Origin of the sequence: Brooklawnia sp., assembly GCF_032229645.1 — a bacterium.
In the GTDB taxonomy this organism is placed as follows: Bacteria; Actinomycetota; Actinomycetes; order Propionibacteriales; family Propionibacteriaceae; genus Brooklawnia.
In genome coordinates this window covers 1-18,208 of the sequence record NZ_JAVTWX010000088.1, presented here as the reverse complement: position 1 = coordinate 18,208, position 18,208 = coordinate 1, and the positions used below count along the sequence as shown (strand labels likewise).

The 18,208-nt window shown below is 66.3% G+C and carries 12 protein-coding genes, 1 tRNA gene and 1 pseudogene; 8 read left to right on the top strand and 6 right to left on the bottom strand.

Features of this window, described 5'->3' with window-relative positions; all coding sequences use genetic code 11:
• Positions 1-19: 19 nt before the first annotated feature.
• Positions 20-388, top strand: a complete 369-nt coding sequence (locus AAFP05_RS06575) for a NifB/NifX family molybdenum-iron cluster-binding protein (protein ID WP_341729056.1) — start codon at positions 20-22, stop codon at positions 386-388.
• Here the strand turns inward: AAFP05_RS06575 and AAFP05_RS06570 are convergent, their stop codons facing one another.
• Both AAFP05_RS06570 and AAFP05_RS06565 read right to left on the bottom strand, forming a co-directional pair.
• The gene (locus AAFP05_RS06570; RefSeq protein WP_341729055.1) at positions 389-1,837 is read right to left on the bottom strand and encodes an L-serine ammonia-lyase; all 1,449 of its coding nucleotides are present in this window, start codon (positions 1,835-1,837) and stop codon (positions 389-391) included. It abuts the gene before it with no gap.
• A 217-nt stretch (positions 1,838-2,054) separates the two neighbouring features.
• Entirely contained in the window at positions 2,055-2,195 is a 141-nt protein-coding gene (locus AAFP05_RS06565) for a hypothetical protein (RefSeq protein WP_341729054.1), read from the bottom strand.
• Between AAFP05_RS06565 and AAFP05_RS06560 the strand changes: the two genes are divergently transcribed.
• The 4 genes from AAFP05_RS06560 to AAFP05_RS06545 all read left to right on the top strand — a co-directional run bounded on the left by AAFP05_RS06560 (position 2,194) and on the right by AAFP05_RS06545 (position 12,677).
• Positions 2,194-7,659: a hypothetical protein gene (locus AAFP05_RS06560; protein ID WP_341729053.1), complete on the top strand. Its 5,466-nt coding sequence runs from the start codon at positions 2,194-2,196 to the stop codon at positions 7,657-7,659. The two genes, AAFP05_RS06565 and AAFP05_RS06560, sit on opposite strands and share 2 nt — an antisense overlap.
• Positions 7,656-10,916, top strand: coding sequence for a hypothetical protein (locus AAFP05_RS06555; RefSeq protein WP_341729052.1), 3,261 nt, complete (start codon positions 7,656-7,658; stop codon positions 10,914-10,916). The genes AAFP05_RS06560 and AAFP05_RS06555 overlap by 4 nt, the downstream gene beginning before the upstream one ends.
• 56 nt (positions 10,917-10,972) lie before the next feature.
• Positions 10,973-11,845 (top strand): peptidoglycan-binding domain-containing protein, encoded by an 873-nt coding sequence (locus AAFP05_RS06550; RefSeq protein WP_341729051.1) that lies wholly within the window; start codon positions 10,973-10,975, stop codon positions 11,843-11,845.
• 70 nt (positions 11,846-11,915) lie between these two features.
• A complete protein-coding gene (locus tag AAFP05_RS06545) occupies positions 11,916-12,677 on the top strand; it encodes a peptidoglycan-binding protein (protein WP_341729050.1) in 762 nt (253 codons plus the stop codon).
• Between the two features lie 76 nt (positions 12,678-12,753).
• Here AAFP05_RS06545 and AAFP05_RS06540 read toward each other — a convergent pair whose 3' ends face one another.
• Entirely contained in the window at positions 12,754-14,094 is a 1,341-nt protein-coding gene (locus AAFP05_RS06540; RefSeq protein WP_341729049.1) for a DHA2 family efflux MFS transporter permease subunit, read from the bottom strand.
• A 149-nt stretch (positions 14,095-14,243) separates the two neighbouring features.
• On the opposite strand from AAFP05_RS06540, the gene AAFP05_RS06535 reads away from it, so the two are divergent.
• Positions 14,244-14,849, top strand: a complete 606-nt coding sequence (locus AAFP05_RS06535) for a TetR/AcrR family transcriptional regulator (protein ID WP_341729048.1) — start codon at positions 14,244-14,246, stop codon at positions 14,847-14,849.
• 122 nt (positions 14,850-14,971) lie between these two features.
• Here the strand turns inward: AAFP05_RS06535 and AAFP05_RS06530 are convergent.
• The 3 genes from AAFP05_RS06530 to AAFP05_RS06520 form a co-directional block, all read right to left on the bottom strand.
• A tRNA-Leu gene (locus AAFP05_RS06530) sits at positions 14,972-15,057 on the bottom strand.
• Positions 15,058-15,260: 203 nt separating this feature from the next.
• On the bottom strand, positions 15,261-16,223 hold the full coding sequence (locus AAFP05_RS06525) for an aldo/keto reductase (RefSeq protein WP_341729047.1): 963 nt from the start codon (positions 16,221-16,223) through the stop codon (positions 15,261-15,263).
• A gap of 5 nt (positions 16,224-16,228) precedes the next feature.
• Positions 16,229-17,119: an undecaprenyl-diphosphate phosphatase gene (locus AAFP05_RS06520; protein ID WP_341729046.1), complete on the bottom strand. Its 891-nt coding sequence runs from the start codon at positions 17,117-17,119 to the stop codon at positions 16,229-16,231.
• A 188-nt stretch (positions 17,120-17,307) separates the two neighbouring features.
• Between AAFP05_RS06520 and AAFP05_RS06515 the strand changes: the two genes are divergently transcribed.
• The gene (locus AAFP05_RS06515) at positions 17,308-17,874 is read left to right on the top strand and encodes a DUF3090 domain-containing protein (protein ID WP_341729045.1); all 567 of its coding nucleotides are present in this window, start codon (positions 17,308-17,310) and stop codon (positions 17,872-17,874) included.
• A gap of 47 nt (positions 17,875-17,921) precedes the next feature.
• Positions 17,922-18,208: pseudogene (locus AAFP05_RS06510) on the top strand (cysteine--1-D-myo-inosityl 2-amino-2-deoxy-alpha-D-glucopyranoside ligase); the annotation flags it as partial.

Below are 18,208 nucleotides of genomic sequence, written 5' to 3'. Positions count from 1 at the left end.
ATGCCTGGATTGGGAAACTATGGCCGCCTGCGGTGAAATGGGGACCATGAAACTCACTGTTCCCATCGCTGACGATGGCCAGATCGATCCTCGTTTCGGAAAGGCCGTCCGAATGGCCGTCGGTACCGTGGCCGACGACGGGCAGCTGACGGACTGGCAGATTAATGAAGTCGGATGGGACGTCCTGCACGACCAAGGCGAGCACGGTCAGCATCACGCCCGCATCGTGCGCTTCCTCAAGGAGAACCAGATCGATCGCGTTGTTTTTGCTCACATAGGGCAGCCGATGATGCACACCATCGACAAGATGGGCCTGCAACTGGTCGAGGCGCCGATCATGGACGCGAAAGATGCCATTCTCCAGGCTGCGGCGCTCCAGGAGGGCTGATCAGCATTCAACGACATTGACCGCCAGCCCCGCCCGGCTGGTCTCCTTGTAGCGCTCGGACATGTCTGCTCCGGTCTGGCGCATCGTCTCGATCGTGGTGTCGAGTGGCACGACATGACTGCCGTCGCCGAGCAAAGCGAGCCGACTTGCGGCCACCGCGGTGGTGGCGGCGATCGCATTGCGTTCGATGCAGGGAATCTGTACCAGCCCGGCTACCGGGTCGCAGGTCAGCCCGAGATGGTGTTCGATGGCGATCTCTGCGGCGTTCTCGATCTGCTCAGGGGTTCCGCCGCGCACAGCGGTCAGCCCGGCGGCGGCCATCGCGCATGCGCTGCCCACCTCTGCCTGGCATCCGGCCTCGGCCCCCGAGATGGACGCGTTGGCTTTGAAGATCGATCCCACGGCCGTCGCAGTCAGCAGGAAGGTTCGAATCGTCTCAGCGGGAAAGCCGTCGTCCACGCAGGCCCCATAGAGCACCGCGGGAAGGACCCCGGCAGCTCCGTTCGTCGGAGCCGTGACCACTCGTCCGCCGGCCGCGTTCTCCTCGTTGACCGCCAGCGCATACATCGACAGTGCGTCGACCGAGCTACGTGACGCCCCCTGATCCATCAGCGTCCGCCATCCGGCAGCGGCCCGGCGTCGTACCTTCAAGCCGCCGGGCAGAACGCCTTCGGACGACAATCCGCGCTCGACACAGTCCCGCATGACCTGCCAGATCTCGTCCAGGCCCTGGGTGGCGCGCCTGGTGCCCTGCAGTTCAACCTCGTCCTGCCAGGCGATCTGTGCGATCGAGCGGCGGTGGGGCGGGAAATGCTGCCGACCATCGCCGAGCGGTTCGGGCATGGTTTGAGCCGGGATGATGGTCGTGGGATCGGCGTCTAAGTGGGTGAGGGCCAACAACTCGGCCATGCTCCGATAGCGATGCTTGACTCTGGCGCCGGTCTTCGCCACGTCAGGATCCTCGCCCAACCGGCGGATGAAACCGCCACCGATCGACAGGTAGGTTTCGGCGGCGAGAATCGACCCGTTGGACTCCGCGATGAGCTGCATCGAATTGGGATGCCCGCCATGCCTCGACAGGGGAGCGAACTCGATGTCCTCCTTGCTCATCGGCACACCGCCGATGTCGAGGGTCTCGCCGCTGCACAACCGGGCCCAGGATTCATGGACCAACCCCGGATCGACGGTTTCGGGGGCATAGCCCCGTAGCCCGGCGATGACCGCGTCCGGTGTGCCGTGGCCGATCCCGGTTGCGGCCAGCGATCCTTCCAGCCGGCACCGGAATCGGGTGACGGCGGCAAGGGTGCCGGTCAACAGGAGCCGGCTGCGGAAATCCAGTCCGGCGCGCATCGGCCCGACAGTGTGCGAACTGGATGGTCCGATGCCGATAGAAAACAGGTCGAGCGCTGAGACATAGACTCCGTGCCCGGCCGCGGATCCGATGTCCATGATGCAGGATAGCAAGCACCATCTCGGGCATAGCCAGCAGCTGCCAGGCAGGGTGCGACGCGTGGTGTCGATCGTGTGCATCCGACACCACGGGACCCACCCGGCATGATGCCCGGCGAACCCGGCCACAACTGGTCACTTCGCACCGGTCTGACCTGGTCCCATGGCCGCCTAAGATGCTGCATAAAAGGCAGTTCCATGACCTTCGGCTTGCGACCTACGGCGGCTGATGGCCTGCAATGATCAGGGTCTCGTCCCAGGACTTGCCCGCCTGGGCGCGCGTCGCCTGATCTTGGCGCGGTTCGGCTCGATCGTGAGCCTTCCGCCTGGTCTCAAGGTCGATCACGGAGCGAGCCATGGGAACCTCGATCAAGGACCTGCTCGACAGATCCGGTGTCCTGCGAGAGGTCATCTGCCCCCGTGAGATCGACCTGCTCCTGTCGGCTCTCGAGCCGACCGGACCCACCGACGTCCCGCCAAGTGGCGTGCTGGCCGGAGCAATCCGACTGACTCAAGACCTCAGTCAAAGCCCGATCCCGGGCTTCGATTTCGCGCTGACGACCCCCGCTGATGTCGTGCAGCCAGCACCGTTCAGGCTCGAGCTTTCACCGGCGCAGGGTCCAACCTCGTTTCGGTTCTGGCTGGTCCTCGCAGAGCAGGGGCAGGCGCGTTTCATATTCAAGTTCGTCGAGGGCATCGCGGGCATGGGGCTGACAGGCGCGAGGCTGATCGAGACACCCGAGGGTGATGCCCACCTGCAGGCGCTACCCGCGGACGATCCCCGGCATGCGCCGGTCCTGGTCAGCCGTTCGCCCCAAGCCGGCGTCGTCTTGGGACCAGCGCTGCTTGTTGCCGGCGCCGCAGACACGCCAGCGAACATTCGTTTTACGCCGGACACATCGTCGACCGATGGGATCGTGGCCCTTGGACTTGAGCCGCCGACGGTCGTCTTCGGGTCTTCGAAGATCGGGTTCGACCTTCCCGTGTTGGTGATCGACGACAGCGTTGAGGCCGTTGCACCCGGGATGGGAGCGCCGGCGCTCGATCCACCGCTTGGGACCATCGCCGCAGACGAGCCATCGTGGCGAGGCCTGTTGGCTCGGCAACTCGACTTCTACCTGCCTGCCGAGGTGCCGTTCTTCGGCGGCCAACCGATCAAGGGCTACCTCGCCATCCCCACCGCAGGTGGGGGAGCGAATCTGGTCATGGAGACCAAGGTGCCGGCTCGTCTCGCCAGCGGCGGACGCGGCGCGCGCCCGGCATATTCCGTGCGGATCGAGTGCCTCGACCCGACGGCGAGTGGACTGTCCGGGCTGCTGCCCACCTGCATCACGGCGACCATGGATCTGCCGCTGGATGGTGCCCGGACGGGCTTCAGCGAAACCGGTGGCACGAACCGGGAGATCACATTCGCGGCCGGGAAGCCGGTCCGGGTCACCGCCACGCTCGCGCGCGACCCCGTGAATGCTCCCGGTGAGTTCAGGATCTCGGTCGGCGTCGCCGCCCACGGGCAGGCCGGCATCCTCTCGGTCACCTCGACCAGGATGGACGGAGCGAAGATATTCAATACCGCTGCGGCGCTGGCGACGGCGCTGATCGCCGACAAGGATGTCGCACGCGCCGCGCAGGTTGGCGATGGTACCGGCGTGGTGCTCTCCAGCCTGGTCGCTGCCGGGGCTGCGCTGTCGTCGCTGCTCACCGACGACAGCGGTTTCGTGCTGCACGGAGTGGAGTTCGAGTCCACCGGCCACGGGCTGCCGGTCGGCGGACCCTTGACGCTGAAGCTGGACTACTCCGTCGCGGTCCGTATTACCAAGGTTGACATCGGGGTACTCGCCGTCTCGATGCGTCGCGACCAACCCATGCGGATTCGCGTCCGGGACGTGCGGATGAGCATCAATTCCGGCCAGAGCGGGCTCCGGATGATCGGGCTGGATTTCGACCGCGCACAGTTGGAGGTCGAGAACCCGGGTGCCTGGGACGTTGCCGGCCTCGAATCGCTTTTCGACGTGCTGGGCAGCCGATCGGGCCGCGGTTCCACCTTCATTGAGGTGGACCTGCGCTTCAAACTGAACCTGGGTCCGATCCGGGTATCGGGCGCAACGATCCGGGCCACGCTGAACGACAACGGCACTGTCGATGCCACCATCCGCGGTCTCGAGGCCGGGCTGACGGTTCCGGGCGCGATTGAGGGGACCGGCCGAATACAGCTTCGCTCCGGAGGCTTCGGTGCGGACCTGCTCGCACGCCTGCTTCCGCTCAACCTCGCCGTCGATGCCGCGATCGAGTACGCCCCGCCGATGATCGTGTTGCGACTGGGAGTCGACCTGCCGGCACCGATTCCCCTTGCCAATTCCGGGTTCGGCATGTTCGGAGTGGGCGGGCTGTTCGGAATGGCCGCCGTGCCGCAGTATGCCCCCGATGCCGAGGATGACCCGGTGCTGCGCCAGCTGCAGTGGCAGCCAACGGGGGTGGACAGCTTCCGCGCGCTGCCTGGGCAGTCAAGTTTCGGTTTGGAGGCGGTGGTCGGCACCTTGCCCGATCTGGGGTTCTCGTTCTCGTCCAAGGCCGGGCTGCTGATCTCGGTGCCCGATGTCGCGGTTCGAGGTGCTCTGAACGGACGCGTACTTCAGCCGCGCGTCCAGATCAGCGAGCCGAGCTACCCGCCGCCACCGGGCTTGAGTTTCCTCGGCTTCATCGGTGTCGACAGTACGGCGCTGAGTTTCGCGGTGCTGGGCGTGGTCGATCTCAAACCCCTGCTCGAGATCCGCGTGCCGATGGCCGGGCACTTCCCGTTCAAGGCCGACAGCGACGATTGGTACGTCTACCTCGGGGCCGACGGGGCGCCCATGCAGGGCCGGTCCATTGGACCGATCTCCGCGAAGGTGCTGCCGGGGATACTCGATGTCGGGGCGGACGCCTACCTGATGCTGCGCGGTCGGGGGATCGCCGGCTGGCCCCACGGGCGCGATTCCGCAGCAGAGCCGCTCACGATCCCCGACGGGTTCGTGGCCGCCTTCGGGTTCGGCGTGCAGACCATGTTCGGTGTCCGGCCGATCGCCTGGGCCGAACTGTTCGCGAGCCTTGATCTGCTGCTCGGCACCAAACCACCGACCCTGGCCGGCTTCGGTCGCGCGGGCGGCAGTCTGCACCTGGGGCCGTTCTCGCTCGGCGTGCAGGCGACGGTCAACTTCCTGGTGCGGGAGCAGTCGAGTTATCTGTGGGCTCAGGTCACCGGGCGCATCGAGTTGCTGTTCTTCGACATTGAGGCGACGGTGACGCTCGCCTTCGGTGACGAACCGCAGCTCACGATGCCCGACGCCGATCGTCACCCGCTCGACCATCTCTTGGGCTCGGTGCGCGATGGGTCGCTGGGTGTACTGACCGATGACAGCTATCGAGTGCTCGCCCCACTCGTCGAAGACCCGAGCCGGATCACCCCCGAGATGAACGTGTGGCCCGACACGATCGTCTCGCTGCCCTTCGCCATTGCGCCGGTGATCGGGCCGGACGCCGGCTCACAGTTCCCCGGGATCCTCGGGCCAGGAGCCATCGCGCCCCGGAAGGTCGGCAGCGAGATGTTGTGGTACCAGTGGCAGCTCGATGCGCTGACGTTGCGGGACGTCTCCGCCGAACCAGACCCGACCGTTGGGGGCACAGTGCCGCCGGGTGCCGGGCTCGCGGCCAGCTGGCAGGTGCCGCGCATCCCAGGTGCCGGCTCCTCGGATGTCGCGGAACTCGTGCTGCTGTCGAACGGCAGGGACCTATGGGTCAATCGACTGGCCGATGCAGGCGAGGGACGACAACCTCCGGTGCTGAAGGCCTCGGCAGACCTGTGCCGGCGACGGGTGAGTGCGCAACCGGGATGGGCGGTCGGGTGGCTGGCAGGCAAAGCAAATCCCGGTTTCCGCCTGCCGCCCGAGCCGACGAGCATGAACCGCCTGGACAGTCGCGTCGAGGCCACCATGCGTCACTTCGGAGTGGCCCTGGAGACCGGACCGACGGCACTGGACGAGGCCTTCACGATGCCGCCACCGTTCTGGATCGAGCCGGCGCGGTTGGTCGGCTGGCCGGTATCCCAGGAGATCAAGCATCTCTTCCACGGTCATATCGAGGCACCCAACCTGCACGGGCCGGCAGGCATGACGGTCGGTGAGCTGGTCGAGGCCGGCTACCCGTTCGTCGGTCAGCAGATCATTCTCGAACCGGCAGAGCTGATCCTCGACGGCCTGCTCGTCCTGGTTGCGGAACGTGAGCTGTTCGACATCGGCGAGCGATTTGCCGGCATCCAGGTGTGGGATGACCTGGGTGAACAGTGGCCGGTAGCCGACTTCATCGATCTGCCCACAGGGCAGAATGCTGCGCTGCTGTGGGCGCCCTCCACGGACGGCGTCACGTCGATCACCGTGACCTTCCCGATCGGGGTGCCACTGGGCGTCGTCGGCCTGGGTGGGGTCACCGTGAACGCGTGGGAGGCGGCGAAACGCGAGAACGACGCGATCGCCAGCGAGGTGAGCCGACTTCAGCAGGCAACCGCCCAGGGTCCGAAGACCGACCCGAGCACGAACTCGCCGCACGAACGCACCATCTTGAGCCCGGGCCGGCTTTATCGCATCGACGTCGACATGTCCTGGTCGGGTGAGATCTCTAAGCAGGACGAGTCGGGGCAGATCGTGGTCGCGGCGACCAGGTCGGACGAAACCACGTACACACCCCAGGGCTCCGCCACGGCGTTGTCGACCCGGCGGCAGTTGTTCTTCCGGACAGCGCCGGTGCCGCAGCCGCAGCCACCGCCCAGCTATGGCCTGACGGGCTACCTCCCGTGGCTGTTCATCAGGCAGGACGTGTTCCAGCCCGAGATGCTGGAGCGTTACCTGGGAGGCTATGAGCCTGCCCAGAGCGAGGAGTGTCGGTTCTGCGACGACCCACTGCGCGCGCATTTCCGTCAGGACCACGTTGCCGCGCTGGCCAAGACCTATGGCTTCGACCTGCGCGTCGCGGTCCGGCGGCTCGACCGGCCAGGCCCGCAGCACGCGGTGCCGCGGCTCTTGCCGATGGCGTGGACGACTGCACTGGATCCGGATCAGCTGTCGCACGCCGACCGACTCCGCTGGAGCTACGCCGCCGACTCCGAATGCGGCGTCCCGAAACCCGGAGCGACCGGCAGCGCTTCGCTGCAGCTCGATCCCGAGGCCTGGTACGAGGTGTACGTGCTGGCGAAGGCCGCGAATTCAGCGCTCGCGGACGGCCGTTTGCCGGGGGTGACGTTCCGGACCTCACGGTGGCGAACCCCGCGCGCGATGCTCGCCGGTCTGGGCTTCCCGACGGCGGATGAACCCAGCCCAGCCGGGCTGGTCGTCGGCGACCTGCTGGTCAACACGCCCGAGAGTGTCGGCAGTGGCTTTTCCGAGGGCGACCAGGAGTATCAGCGGGCGCTGTCGGCGCTGGGCCTTGAGGGCTGGCCGCTCGCTACGACGCCGCGGCTGAGCCGACTCTGGGTGCGGGGCACAGGTGCGGGCTGGCTGCTCGCTGGATTGATGATCGAATCGCCCGAGCCGATCCACCGGCCCGGCCGGCTGGTGGTCAGCCTTGCACTGGAATCCGCCGCCGGCGGAGAGACTCCATTCGATATCGGACGACGCGACCGTTGCGGATCGCGGCTGATCTACCTGGCCCATCGGCCGTTCCAGGTCAATGATCCGCTGGGCGGGTTCGCGCAGTTCGTGCTGAAGGCCAGGAGCTGGCTCGGCGCGGAGGTGACCGATCTGCGTGGTCTGTCGACCGTGCCCCGCAAGCCCGCGTTCTGGGAGGATCCGTCATGACGTCACTGTTCGCCCCACCCGAGCTGTTGTCCGCCTATGCGATCGCCGAGGACGGCAGTGGCCCGGACTTGCCCTTCGGCACCCACCTGCGTGTCTTCGCCGGGCTCGGTGCCAGCTTCCCGCTCGCCCCGTTCGCGGTCTACAAGATCGTCAGCCAGCCATCGGAGCTGGTCCACGTCCGAGTTGCCGACCGCGAAGGTCGCCCCCATCGCGACCTTGATCTGGCTCGCCTGGGAGCGGCCGACATCCAGCTGGAGTTCGGCGACGACGACAGCTGGCGAACCGTTCGGCTCGACCTGATCGACCCCGACGGCAGGCTGGAGGGCGCGGCAATGCTGGGCCCTCGCGGCAGGCGATCCGCCGTCGTCCGGGACCAGCCACCCTGGCTGTTCTCCGGGCCGTTCATGCACCGGCTGCACCTATGGGGCAGCTCCAGCCAAGTCGGGATCAACCCGCGGCACGTGCCCTGGTATGAGGTGTTCGAGGGCTTCCACGAGTTGGCCGGTGTGCTGGGGCTCCCCATCGACGGCGAGCACACCTGGTATGCACATGGGGACCCGTCTGAGGCCGCGGCGCGGGTGGAGCGCGGTGCGCCGCAGTGCCTGAGCCCGATGGACCGCCCAGACGGCCAACACGTGGGCATCTCGCCGGATGAGGAGCTGCGGCGGGTGGCGGCAATGCTCGCGTCCGGGCAGTTGGGTGGCGGTCTGGAGGCGCTCCTGGCCCGTCTGGTGGACGACGAGCTGCCGCCTTGGCGGCAATATGAGCATCAGCCGATGCGCGACCCGAACGGCAAACGACAGGTCGTCCGGGCGCCCCGGCTGGGGGCCCTGCAAACCGCCGCGATGGATCCAGGGCTGGCCCGCCACTTCGGCTTCGCAACGCAGTTCGATGATCTGCCCGACCTTGATGGAGGGGGCGGCTGGGATACGCTGGCTGTCGTCGGCCTGCTGGCGCTGGACCCCCGCGAGTACCTTCGGCGAAGTATCGATCTGACCGCGTTACACGATGACCAGCGTCCGGGAACCGATGCCCTGCTGGAGTCCCTGATGTGGGCGTTGGAGCACTCAGGCGGGCTGGACCCGCGTCCGGCCATCGCGGAGCGAATGCGTTTCGTGCGCCGTGAAGGCCTGGTCGCGGCCCCCTTCCTCACGGTGGTGGCGCCGGTGCCGCCCTGGTCACCGCCGGTGCTCGACAGGCCTCAGATCGTCGATCACCGCTGGCAGACCGCGACCGACGGAAACCCTTCGGCGCGGTACCGGGCGAGCCTGGCATTCCCGCAGCGGCAGGCCGGCTCCCTGGCCGCCCTGGCTGCCCAGATCGACGGCGAGTGGGCGGTGCGTCACGACCCGCTCGATATTCCCGACGGTCAGCCGGTGCAGCGGGCCGTCCCGCGCATTGTCGGCTATGAAAGTGACCCGTCCGCCCGCGTGCGAGGGCAAGGTGGGGGAACGTTGGAACCGGCGGGCCTGCTGTCCGACGAGGATATTCCTGACATTGGCCCCCTCGACTACCGAGTGTGGGCATCAGACATGTTCGGACGATTCGGACAGCCGGTTGATTTCACGATCGAGCCGCCGCCCCGGCCGGTCCCGCCGCCACCCGTGCTGAGATACCACCTTGAGCGCGCCGAGATCGAGCCTTCGGCCGGTGGCGAGCAATCTCCGGGCGCGGTCAGGCTCATGATCGCGACACCGCATCCGTTCCCCGCCACCAGGTTCAGCCCGGCAGAGTCGCAACTACTGGGATCAGCGATCGTCGTCCCCCGCATCGACGACCTGGCCGCGGGTTCACGGACGATCGAGTCGGTGACCCTCGGGCTCGCGGGTCGGCTAGAAACGCTGACAACGACAGATTCAGGGTTCACCGAGGTCGAACTGGCGTTGCCTCGGCTCGCTCCGCAACAACGCGGACGCTGGACATTGACCGGCTACTTCACAGACACCACCGGGGTGGATTCCGCGGTCGCGACTTTGCCTATCGAGGTGACCGACCCGCGTCCACCGAAGGTCTACCCGACGGGCATCGGGTTGTTCTGGAGTTCGTCGCCCGGTCCGTCTCCCGATGTCGAAGTCACGCTCAGTTGGCCGGCCCTGGCCGGGTCGAAGCACCGGGTCTATCTGAGTGACCAGCAGGGGCTGGGGCTGCGGCCGCAGGACGTCGCGGAGGCCGTCGCAGGGGTAGCGCCCTCGCGTGGCCGTGTCGCAGCTGCGGGCTGTCGGCGGGTGCTCGATGGTGGCCAGATCGGCCGCACGGCGTTTCGATTGCTGACCGAATCGCCGGTGGTGGCCGGGGCGGGCGGGGCGCGCTTCACCACCCGGCTGCCGCGCAGCCTGGAGACGGTGCAGTTCCTCCGGATCGTGCCGCTTGGACCCGATGGAGCCGAGCCGCCCTTCGATAGCTGCGGCATCGTGGCGGTCGCCGTTCCCGACAGCCGTCGCCCGATTGCCCCTCGCATCCAGGGTGAAGTCAATCCCACCACCGGCGCGGCCACGCTGCGCGTCGTCACCGATGGATTCGACCGCGGCACGCTCCAACGCGACGAGCCCGGTCTGTTCGATCCGGGTGCCGAGGGCGCAGCGCCCCCGCGATTCCGGATCCGGCGCGCGGTTGGCTCGGTCGCAGATCCGATCTACGCACGGGTCGTGCAGGAAGGAGAGATGGCACTCGACACGAGCGCGACGCCCGCCGTGTTCGAGGCAGCATTCGTAGACATCGGCACCGGTCGTGGGTTGGAGCCATTCGTCCGCTACGTCTACTGGGCAGAGGCCCGGCTTCCCCCTGAACGCCGGATCCCGGCCGGATTCACGCTGCTCGACCCGCCGGGCGGCGTCACGGTCCCGGAGCCAACGGCCAGGCAGCCACACCCGCGACCGCTCAGTCCACCATCGGCACCGCGTGTCCTGATGTATCTGCCACCCAATCCACCGGACCGGCCCGGAGCCGACGCCATCACGGTCGTCCGGGGGCCCGGAAACGCCGCGGACGAGGTGAAACTCGTCATCACCGTGGCGGACCCGCCCCGATCGCATTCCCTTGCGATCGGACCGTACCGGGCCGCCATCTGGTACCAATGGCCCGGCCACGCCATCCGCTCGGCGGTGACGGAGCAGGCCTGGCCCGAGATGCCGGATGGTGTCGTCCGCATCGTCGTGAAGGTGCCGGTGGGTCTCGCCGCAGACAACGTCCTGAGCCTGCGGGTCGCGTTCGTCGACCCCGCCGGCCGAATCGGCGAGGTCGCCTCGCTGCACGTGTGAACAATCCGAAACCGGTCGGTCCCCTCGGATCAATCCCAATATGAGTAGGAGCAGCAATGCACGAGATGGTTCAGGAATCTTGGATGCGTTTCAACGAGCCCCTCGAGGGCATCGTCAACTTCATGTATCTGGACGTCAAGGGCTGGGTCAGCACCGGCATGGGCAACAAGATCGACGAGACCGCGCGGCCGAACTCAGCGCCGTCGGCGGCGGAGCGTCAGGCATCCTTACGGCTGGCTAATCAACTGAATTGGTACGACCAAAGCACCGGAGCGGCCGCTTCGCCGGCCGAGGTGGCGTCCGCCTGGGACGCGGTGAAAGCGCGCCTCGATCTGGCGCCTCAGGGACACCGGGCCTTCGAGGGGCTGACCCGACTGCGGGTGACGAACGCGGAGATCGCGCGCATCGTCCAGCAGAAGTTGCTGGAGATGGAGCGCACGCTGGTCACCCGTCCGGAGTTCAGCAGCTTCGCGGCCTGGCCGGCCAATGCGCAACTCGGCACGCTGAGCATGAGCTGGGGGATGGGTCCGATGTTCCGGTTCCCCAAGTTCCAGGCGTTCGTGGCGAGCGGGCGGTGGGCGGCGGCCGCGGAGGAGTGCAAGTTCAACCCGGACGAAGGCACCATCCGCTATCGCAACAAGCTCGACCGAATGCATTTCCTCCTTGCCCAGAAGATCGCCGACCAGCACCTCCCCGTCGAGTACCTGGTCATCGCCCTCGACTCGGTCCTGGCCGTTCAACATGGCCTTTGGATGCTGGGCTACGACCCCGGCCCCCAGGACGGTGGGGACGGCCCGAAGACCCAGGCCGGAGTCAGGTCCTTCCAGTCCGCTGTGGGTCTGGTGGCCAATGGCGCCTGGAATGACCCGGCCACGCAGCTGGAGTTGGCCGGTGCGCTGGCCTCGGATGGGTGGACCATCGCCGGCTGACTAGCCGATGCGTCCTGAACGAGCAGCTTCTTAGAAACCCTAGGATCACCTCAATGAAACGGAGTTCACCATGTCGTTCACAGTCGAAATGAATCATCCGCTGGGTCCCGCATCGCAACAGGGCGGCTACGGCGGGCCAGGCGTCGGCGGTCATCAAGGTCCGCATTGGTACATCGCATTCGGCATGGACCTGGCGGCGCCCGCCGGGACGAGCGTTTTCGCCGCATTCGATGCCCACCTGACCAAGGTGCAGCAGCACGTACCGGCCGCCGACACGGGGGCCGTCTATGGCGCCCAGCTGTTCATGCGCTCGCCCAACGACATGATGGGCGCGTTCTATACCCACATCACGGGTGTGCCGGCCGGGCTCACGGCTGGGTCGTGGGTCTCCCGCGGTGACTACCTGGGCCGGATCTACGCGTCCGGAGGAATCCCGGCGCACCTGCACATGGCCATCGTCGAGATTATCGGCGGTGCCCCGAACGGCCGATATGCCGGCGTCGACCTCTACGGCAGCTTCCTCAACACGCCGGGGCCCTGGACGGTCACGTTCTTCCAGAACGGTGCCCCGCCGAGCATCACGGCAGGCGGTGGCGGACCGACCACGATCGACTTGTCGTCCCTGCGCGGCGTTCAACAGGGCCTGGCCGCACTCGGGTTCGATCCGGGCCCAATCGATGGCATCGACGGGCCACGGACGCGAGCGGCCGTCTCCGCCTTCCAGCGCCAGGTGATGCTGATGAACCCAGCGACCGGATCCGCCGACCCGGTGACCAGAGCCGCCCTGGCCGCCAGGCTTCGGCTGGCCGGTTTTGTCGTGGTGGGCGCCTAAGCCGCGTAGGACAAGAACCTCGCGCCGCACGATCGATCGCGTCCGGCCCATTGACGAGAGGAGGAACTCAGCGATGCTAGCGCGGGAGGCGCCCGGGCAGGGCGAGGGAGATCAGCATTCCCGCGACCGTGAATCCCATCGTCCACCAGAACGAGTGCTGGAACCCGCTAGTGAGCGCAGCAGTGGTGGTGGCGCTGGCGACTGAGTGGGTGAGGATCATCGCGAGCACCGCACCGCCGAAGGAGCCGCCGACCTGCGTGGAGATCCGCGTGATGATCGAGGCATCCGGCACTTCGCTACGCTGAAGCCCACGGAATCCGAGTGCCATGAGCGGTACGGTCACCGCGCCGAGGCCAAAGCCGCGCACCAGCAGCGCCGCCATCAGCCACACCTCGTTCGTCTGGCCGGTGGCGAATGCGAAGGGCAGCGTGCCGATGGCGACGAGCGCGAAACCCGCCACGGCGAGCCATCGCGCGCTCATCCGGTCGGAGAGCCTGCCTGCAATCGACCGGCTCAGGAAGGTGCCGACGCCCTGCGGGACCAGAAGCACGCCCGCCATAAGTGGGGTCATCCCGCGCAGCTGCTGGAAATACAAGGGCAGCAGGAGCATTGCGCCGTACAAGGTGATCCCGGATAGGAACAGCAGCAGCGACGAGGACGCGAGCGGCCAGTGTTTGATCAGCCTCAGGTCGAGCAGTGCCTTCGCTCCGCGGGGCAGTGCCCAGGCGACGAAGGCCACGAGCAGCACGATGCCCGTCAGCATCGGCCACAGCACGTCGCTGCGGCCAAAGCCGCCGTCGTCGCCGGTGTTCGAAAGTCCCCAGAGCACGCCGACGAGACCGAGGGCCATCAGCGCGAACCCCACCCCGTCGAACGGTGCCCGCCTGACCGGCCCGTCAGCCGGCATGAAGATCACGGCGAGGATGATTCCGGCGACACAGTACGGCACATTCACCCAGAACATCCATGACCAGTGGAGGTTCTGCAGGATGAGGCCGCCGAGTACGGGACCGAGAATCGGCCCGAGCACGGCCGGCAGGCTCACCACCGACATGACCCGGCCCAGGTTCTTTCCTCCGGCGGCCTGCATCACAAGCGTTGACATCAGCGGCATCATCACGCCGCCGCCAACACCTTGGACGACACGGAACGTGATCAGACTGCCCGCATTCCACGCGAGGCTGGAGAGGATCGAGCCGGTCAGGAAGATCGCGAGGGCGATGAGCCAAAGGCGCTTCGCCCCGAATACACGTTGCGCCCAGCCGGTGATCGGGATCACGACGGCCAAGGCGAGCAGATAGCCGGTGGTAACCCACTGGATGGTGGAGATCGGTGCGTTCAGTTCGATGGACAGCGTGTGCAGGGCCACCGCGACGATGGTGGTGTCGAACAGCACGGCGAGCGCGCCGACCAGCACCACCCAGACGGTGCGCCAAACAGCAGGGTCGACCGCGGTCGACTCGGTCTTCAAGTCGGACATCTGCTCCTCCAATTACCAACACGCTGTATGTAATTGAATAGCGTACACTCTGTTGGTAGATGCGAGATCCAGGATTCGAGGAGCCCATGAGCCCGGACGACAGCGCACAGCGAAGCACTCCTAAGCGTCGCCGCGGCAGCGTGCTCGAGGCTGCGCTGCTCGATGCTGCATGGGAGGAACTCGTCAACAAGGGCTACGACCGCTTCACCATCGAATCCGTTGCCGAACGGGCGCATACGAGCCGCGATGTGATCTACCGCCGCTGGCCCAGTAAGGCCGAGCTGCTGCAGGCTGCTGCCACCCGGGCGGGCAAACAGGAGGAGGTTGTCGTCCCCGACACCGGAACGTTACGGGGCGACCTGATTGAGCTGCTGCAGCAGGCGAGCCGCACGAGAGCGCACTTGGCGGTGCATATGATCCTGCAGCTCGGCGGCTACCACGCCGAGACCGGGGCGAGTCTCGCAGACTTGCGCAGCGCCTTCCTCTCCGAGCGAGGAAACGCCATGCAGATCATCCTTGAGCGCGCCGTCGCACGCGGCGAGGTCGACCCCGCCAAGCTCACTCCGCGAGTCATCGCAGTACCGTTCGACCTCTACCGGCAAGAACTCCTGATGACTTTGAAAGCTGTCCCTGACGAGGCCGCCGAATCGATCCTCGACGAGGTATTCCTCCCGCTGGTTGCGGTTGACTGAGTGAACGGGTCTGCTGGCGCCTATGGTGGCACGGCCGAGTCCAGTTCGCTGGTATTGATGGGCCGCAGAAATGCTGAGCGCGCGAATCGCTGATGTCCACGGGAAACATCGAGCCGAACGAGTGTCCGAGAGAGGACTTGAACCTCCACGCCCTAAAACGGGCACTAGCACCTCAAGCTAGCGCGTCTACCTATTCCGCCACCCGGACGAGTGTCTTCGCTCATTTTTCGAGCGCCAGGAAACAATAGCATCAAAGCGTCCTGAACTGCGAACCGGCAGGTCATCGCCGAGTTGCGCTCCCTGGACCGCCGATTCGGCCGGGGAGAGCCCGTCCTGATCCGACCGCCCGGAGGCCGCTGGCCACCGCAGACGATGACTCGCGTGCCGACCCTCCTGGCGGCTTCCCAGTCATCATTCGCGGCCGAGGTGAGGCCCGCCGGTGACATCGTCCAAGGCGGCCACAATGGGGTCGGGTAGCTTCTGATCGTCCACCGACAGCAGGGACGACAACTGCTGAACCGTCCGAGCTCCGAGCAACGGCGCGGTGACGCCCGGAGCATCGCGCACCCACAGCAAGGCCACCTGTGGCGTTGTCATCCGCAAGCCATCGGCGGCGCGCGCGACGGCGTCCACGACCGCATTCGAGCGGGCATCGAGATACGGCTCGATGAACCAGGCCATGTGATCGCGTCCACCCCGTGAATCGCGGGGGATACCGCCTCGGTACTTTCCGGTGAGCACCCCACGGCCCAACGGCGACCAGGGGAAAAGTCCCATGCCATGGTGCTGCAGCGCCGGAAGCACTTCGACCTCGGCTCGCCGCGCGAGCAGTGAATACTCGATCTGCCCGCTCACCAGACGAGCTCGTCCGGGAACTGCCCGCTGCCAGGCGGCCGCGGTGCCGAGCTGCCAGCCGATGTAGTTGCAGACGCCCACATAGCGCGTCATGCCGGCACTCACCGCTTGGTCGAGTGCTGCGAGAGTCTCATCCAAAGGGGCATCGCCCCAGGCGTGCACCTGCCACAGATCGACATGGTCGGTGCGCAGCCGCCGCAGGGAATCTGCCAGATCGTCCAGCAGTGCGCCTTTGGAGGTGTCCACCACCTGAGAGCCGCCGTGCGTCCCGAATCCGGCCTTGGCAGCGATCACGAGATCGTCGCGGCGCAGATCGCTGCGCATGAAACGACCGATCAGTTCCTCCGCTCGGCCGCCGCCATAGGCGGGAGCAGTATCGATCAGATCGCCGCCGGCGTCCACGAATGTCCGGAGCAACTCCCGCGCGGTATCCGGGGCGACATCGCCGCCCCACGTCATGGTGCCGAGTCCTAGCCGTCCGACGCTCAGTCCACTGGAGCCCACTGCCCGTCGTTGCATGGGGTTCAGCTTACGCAGCCGCTGACGATCGGGGCCTGCGGATTGAGGTAGCCGGTGAGGATCAGCACGGCCAGCACGATCGCGAGCCCCACCCGGTAGATGACGAACGGGGTGAATGAGTGAGTGGTGATGTAGCGCAGCAGCCAGGAGATCACGGCATAACCGACCAGCCCGGCGATGATCGTGGCGAGGATCGTCGGTCCCCAGGCCACACAGGCATCAGCGCCGATGTCCTTCAGCTTGTAGACGCCCGAACCGAAGACCGCCGGGATGGCGAGCAAGAAGGCGTAGCGGGTGGCCGCCGGACGCGAATAGCCCATGAACAATCCACCCGAGATCGTTCCCCCCGAGCGTGAAACACCCGGGATCAGCGCGCAGGCCTGAGCAAGACCGAAGATGATGGCGTCTCGCCAGCTCAGGTCTTTGAGTTCTTTGAAGCTGAGTTGACGGCGGCCCGCGCCGGGTACCGGCTCGTTCTTGGCCGCGATCCGGTCGGCCCAGCCCAGCACCAGGCCGACGCCTCCGAGCATGGCGACCGTGATCCACAGGTTGCGCAGTGTGGTGTCGATGGTGTCTTGAAAGAGGACACCCAGCACCACGATCGGCAGTGAGCCGACGATCACGAACCAGCCCATCCGGGCGTCCGGATCGCTGCTCGGTACCTTCTTGACCAGCGATAGCGCCCACTGCTTGACGATGCGGACGATGTCGTGCCAGAAGTAGATGAGCACTGCGGTCTCGGTGCCCAGCTGGGTGACCGCGGTGAACGCAGAACCGGGATCGTGGCCGGAGAAGAAGAGCTGGCCGACAACCAATTGGTGGGCGCTGGAACTCACGGGCAGAAACTCGGTGAGTCCCTGGACGATGCCCAGCACGATGGCCTCTAGCCAACCCATAGACGATCCTTCCAACATGCGGGCAACCCGGGGCCGGGCCGATCCCGCCCGCAAGCCTAGCCCTGCGTGCCCCAGGCATCCGGATACCGGCTCCGCGATGATCACTGGAAGCCCTCGTGCCGCCAGATTCGTCATCCCACTGGTCGCAATCTCAGCGCGGCGCCATCAAGACGCTTACCCTGAATCTCATGGAGCTGACCCATCGGTACGCCTTCCCTGACAGGTTTGTCAGTGGGGCGGTCGGTGACCCCGAAAGACGGGTCTTCTTCGTCCAGACCCGGCAAGGATCCCGGATGACCAATGTGGTTTGCGAGCGCCAGCAGATTCATGTGCTGGCCGATCACATCAGGCAGGTGCTCGACGAACTCGAGAAGATGGACGAGAGCTTCTCGGACTCCCAGATCGGCCGCTCGCGTCCCTTCGACATCGAGCCTCTAGATGTGCCGTTGGACGAGGATTTCCGAGCCGGGACGATGACGATCACCTGGGTACCGGAGACCGTCTCGTTGAAGGTCGAACTCTTCGCGCAGGGGGTCTATCGCAAGATGGCAAGCCCCGGGGTGCCCGGTATCGATGACAAGGTTCTTCAAGTCGTCATCACCCTTGATCAGGCGCGCGACTTCATCGCTCGCACCGGCAGGCTTCTCGGCACTCACAACCCGAGCTGCCCGTTCTGTGGCCAGCCGATCTGGCCAACCGGCCATCTGTGTCCCCGCTGCAATGGGTATCGCAAACCGCTGATCGACTTCGCTTAGCGGGCAATGATCAGGCCGCATTGACGAATCCCGCTAGATTTGACCCCATGCATGCCTGGCCTGCCGTCCGCGTTCCGCGTCTGCCCCGAAACACCAATCTCGAAATCGATGATCGGGTGCGTGTATGGGATTCCGAATCTCGTTCGCTGAAGGCGGTCGGACCCCAATCGGGCACGGCGGGGCTCTATGTCTGTGGTATCACGCCGTATGACGCGACCCATCTGGGGCACGCCTTCACCTATTTGACCTTCGATCTGCTGCAACGTGTCTGGCGCGATCTGGGCCTCGATGTCACCTATGCGCAGAACATCACCGACGTGGACGATCCGCTGCT